General features: G+C 62.5%; 4 protein-coding genes. All 4 read left to right on the forward strand.

Translation table 11 applies throughout. From position 1 onward, the window contains the following. Positions 1 to 87 precede the first annotated feature (87 nt). The 4 genes from tnpA (at position 88) to FXB38_RS40880 (ending at position 2845) form a co-directional block, all read left to right on the forward strand. Positions 88 to 480, forward strand: a complete 393-nt coding sequence (gene tnpA, locus FXB38_RS45250; protein ID WP_148756537.1) for an IS66-like element accessory protein TnpA — start codon at positions 88 to 90, stop codon at positions 478 to 480. Beyond that, complete coding sequence (gene tnpB, locus FXB38_RS40870) at positions 477 to 824, forward strand: IS66 family insertion sequence element accessory protein TnpB (protein ID WP_148756538.1); 348 nt, start codon at positions 477 to 479, stop codon at positions 822 to 824. Before tnpA ends, tnpB begins: the two co-directional genes overlap by 4 nt. A gap of 72 nt (positions 825 to 896) precedes the next feature. Further along, on the forward strand, positions 897 to 2552 hold the full coding sequence (tnpC, locus tag FXB38_RS40875; protein WP_148756539.1) for an IS66 family transposase: 1656 nt from the start codon (positions 897 to 899) through the stop codon (positions 2550 to 2552). Beyond that, positions 2552 to 2845: a hypothetical protein gene (locus FXB38_RS40880; protein ID WP_148756540.1), complete on the forward strand. Its 294-nt coding sequence runs from the start codon at positions 2552 to 2554 to the stop codon at positions 2843 to 2845. The genes tnpC and FXB38_RS40880 overlap by 1 nt, the downstream gene beginning before the upstream one ends. The last annotated feature ends 49 nt before the right edge of the window (positions 2846 to 2894 follow it).

Genomic DNA, 2894 nt, shown 5'->3' on the forward strand with positions numbered 1-2894 from the left:
GTATCCCTCCGGCGGCGGCCGCCTTGTCTAGTTTGAGAGGCGGGCCGAGGATTTGACCTTAAGTCTAGCTTTAAGGTCACGTGGCGAATGCAGGTCAATGTGCTGGGCGCCGAGCGTCGGCGGCGATGGAGTTACGACGAGAAGGTTCGCCTGGTCGAAGAGACCTTGCAAGCTGGCGAGACGGTTTGCGGCGTCGCGCGCCGGCATGGGGTGGCCCATAGCCTGCTGTTTACGTGGCGTCGACAAGCGCGCCAGGGTCGACTGGGCGGAGATGCCGCGCCTGCTCTTGTTCCCGTCGAGATCACACCTGTGGCGGCTCCGATCTCGAACGGCGTGCCACAACCACCGTCTTCACCGCCTGCGCAGCGTGCAAGGGCTGGAATCATCGAGATCGAGCTTGGCGGCTGTCGTGTTCGCGTTGACCGCGACGTGGACGTTGAGGCGCTGCAGCGAGTTCTTGAACTCCTGCGGCGACGATGATCCCGATTCCGAGCGGCGTCAGGGTTTGGATCGCCACTGGCCACACCGATATGCGTCGTGGCATGCGAAGCCTTGCTCTAACAGTTCAGGAGAGCCTGAAGCGCGATCCCCACGCTGGCGATCTCTACATCTTCCGTGGCCGCCGCGGTGATCTGGTCAAGATTCTCTGGCATGACGGGTTGGGCCTGTCGCTCTACGCCAAGCGCCTGGACCGCGGAAAGTTCATCTGGCCCTCGGCATCGGCCGGCGCGATATCGATCTCAGCGGCGCAAATGGCTTACATGCTTGAGGGCATCGACTGGAGGAATCCCCAACTAAGCTGGCGGCCGCAGAGCGCAGGCTGAGCGGATTAATCTGCAGCTTTTTTTGCATTTTGGGGAGTCACATCGCGTCCAATCTGTGATTCACTGCGTCGCATGCATGCTAATCGCGACCCTGCTCCGGATGACATCGCCGCCCTGAAGGAGGCGCTGACCGTCGAGCGCGCGAAGGGTTTGGAGATCGCTGCTGAACTCGCGGTCGCCCGCGCGAAAGCGTCGGAAGACGAGGCGCTGATTGCCCAGCAGAGGCTGCAGATCGCCAAGCTAAAGCATCAGATCTACGGACAGCGGTCGGAGCGTTCTTCGCGCCTGATCGAGCAGTTGGCGCTGACATTCGAAGAGCTGGAGGCCGATGCCATCGAGGACGAGCTTGCGGCAGAACGAGCCGTGGCCAAGACGACGACGGTGCGCGGATTTACGCGCAAGCGCCCCGAGCGTCAGACGTTCCCCGAGCATCTGCCACGCGAGCGGGTAGTGATTGATCCGCCGACAGCTTGTGAATGCTGCGGCAGCAACCGTCTGCGCAAGCTCGGCGAGGACGTGACGCGGACGCTGGAAGTGGTGCCGCGCCAGTGGAAGGTGATCGAGACGGTGCGGGAGAAGTTCAGCTGCCGTGACTGCGAGAAGATCAGCCAGCCACCGGCGCCGTTCCACGCCATCGCCAGGGGATGGGCCGGCCCAAGCCTCTTGGCCATGATCGTGTTCGAGAAGTTCGGTCAGCATCAGCCCTTGAACCGTCAGGCCGAGCGCTACGCTCTGGAAGGCGTGCCAATCGCGCTGTCGACCATGGCAGATGCCGTAGGGGCGTGCTGCACGGTGTTGGAGCCGTTGTCGCGGCTCTTGGAAGCCCACGTCATGGCAGCCGAACGCCTCCATGGCGACGACACCACCGTGCCCGTGCTGGCCTTGGGCAAGTGCGATGTCGCTCGATGCTGGGTCTATGTGAAGGACGATCGCCCCTTCGGCGGCTCAGATCCGCCGGCGGCGATGTTTTATTACTCGCGCGATCGAAGTGGTGAGCATCCGCAGGCGCATCTGGCCAACTACACCGGGATCCTCCAGGCCGACGCCTTCGGCGGATACATCAAGCTCTACGAGCCCGCGCGAAGTCCTGGGCTGATCAGGGAAGCGGCCTGTTGGGTCCATGCCCGGCGCCCGTTCTTCGCCATGGCGGATCTTGAGGAGAACGCGCGGCGCAAAGCGGCCGGAAAGAAGGAGATCGTCATCTCGCCCGTCGCCATGGAGATCGTGCGCCGCATCGACGCTCTGTTCGAGATCGAGCGCTCTATCAATGGTCAAAACGCCGACCAACGAAGGGCTGTTCGCCAGGCGCAGAGCGCGCCGCTCGTCGCCGATCTGGAAGCCTATATGCGCGAGCAGTGCGCCAAGCTCTCCCGCGGTCACGATCTGGCCAAGGCCATGAACTATATGTTCAAGCGCTGGACCTCCTTCACGCGCTTCCTCGACGATGGCCGCGTCTGCCTCTCGAACAATGCCGCCGAAAGAGCGCTGCGCGGCATCGCATTAGGTAGAAAGTCGTGGTTATTCTGTGGATCCGACCGCGGAGGGCGCCGAGCCGCCGCCATGTATAGCCTCATCGTCTCTGCCAAGATGAACGCGGTTGACCCTCAGGCCTGGCTCGCCGATGTCCTCGCTCGCATCGCCACCCACCCCGCCCACAGGCTCGATGAGCTGCTGCCCTGGAACTGGAAGACTGCGCAACAGCAAGGCCTTGCGGCGCAGGCGGCTTGATGGGGCACGTCAACAAAGTCAGCCACGTGTTCACGCTCAGCCATGTCGCTGAGATGCTCGGTGAAGACGAGGAATGGCTGTTCGAGGTCGCCGAAGAAATGGACACCGAGGATGGCCAGCTATGGGTCGTCGGCGTCGGTGAAGACGGGGTGATGGCGTTCACCGATGACGGGATCGAGAACCTCAAAGAGCTGATCGCAATCCACAAGGACACCCCCAGCATCATCGAAAAACGCCGCCAAGCGCTCGCCGCGATGATGAAGCCGAAGACCGAAGAGTCCGACGAGATCTAACCGCTAACCGGATAGATCAGCGTGCTTGCGGCCTACAGCGCATGGTTAC

The organism is Bradyrhizobium cytisi (assembly GCF_008123515.1).
Taxonomy (GTDB): domain Bacteria; phylum Pseudomonadota; class Alphaproteobacteria; order Rhizobiales; family Xanthobacteraceae; genus Bradyrhizobium; species Bradyrhizobium cytisi.

Coding starts and splice junctions, on each gene's coding strand:
- FXB38_RS40880 (WP_148756540.1), top strand. CDS start 2,552: ATGGGGCACGTCAACAAAGTCAGCCACGTGTTCACGCTCAGCCATGTC.
- tnpC (WP_148756539.1), top strand. CDS start 897: ATGCATGCTAATCGCGACCCTGCTCCGGATGACATCGCCGCCCTGAAG.
- tnpA (WP_148756537.1), top strand. CDS start 88: ATGCAGGTCAATGTGCTGGGCGCCGAGCGTCGGCGGCGATGGAGTTAC.
- tnpB (WP_148756538.1), top strand. CDS start 477: ATGATCCCGATTCCGAGCGGCGTCAGGGTTTGGATCGCCACTGGCCAC.